Source organism: Streptomyces sp. MB09-02B (genome assembly GCF_033794485.1).
Lineage (GTDB): Bacteria > Actinomycetota > Actinomycetes > Streptomycetales > Streptomycetaceae > Streptomyces.
Window position 1 is genome coordinate 1 of sequence record NZ_JARGEE010000968.1, and the last position, 720, is coordinate 720.

Genomic DNA, 720 nt, shown 5'->3' on the forward strand with positions numbered 1-720 from the left:
GGATCGGGGGGACTGGGGGGTGGGGTGGCTCGATGGGAGTGCGGCTCATGGTGGTCGACGACCACCGACTGCTGGCCGAGGCGTTGGCCTCGGCCTTGAAGCTGCGGGGACACCGGGTGCTGGCGGCGGCGGCGCCCGCAGCGGGCGCGGCGGAGCTGGTGATCACCAGGTCACCGGAGGTGTGCCTGCTCGGCACGGCGACACCCGCCGAGCCGGGGATCTTCGACCCGGTGGTGAAGATCAAGCGCGAACGCCCGCAGGTGGCGGTGCTGGTCCTCGGACCGGTGCCCAACCCGCGCGGTATCGCGGCGGCGTTCGCCGCCGGGGCGTCCGGCTATGTCCGCCACGACGAACGCATCGAGGGCGTCGAGCGCGCCATCATGAAGGCCCGGGCGGGTGAGGCGGCGGTGGCGCCCCAGCTCCTCCAGAGCGCCTTCGGCGAACTCCTCAACCCGGCGGCCCAGCCGGACGACGAGGGCCAACGCCTGCTCCAGATGCTGACTCCGCGCGAGGTCGAGGTCCTGGTCCGCGTCGCCGACGGCGAGGACACCCGCCTCATCGCGGCGGGCATGGGCATCGCCCCGTCGACGGCCCGCACGCACGTCCAACGGGTCCTGATGAAGCTCGGCGTCGGCTCCCGCCTGGAGGCGGCGGCGCTCGCGGCCCGCACGGGGTTGCTGGACCGGGCGGGGCCGGTGCCCCCGGGGGTGCCGGGGGCAC

The 720-nt window shown here is 75.1% G+C and carries 1 protein-coding gene; it reads left to right on the forward strand.

The window, feature by feature from the left end; translation table 11 throughout:
- Window positions 1-32 precede the first annotated feature (32 nt).
- The coding region (locus tag P1P70_RS45375; protein WP_319248436.1) for a response regulator transcription factor at window positions 33-720 on the forward strand (688 nt) is incomplete at its 3' end.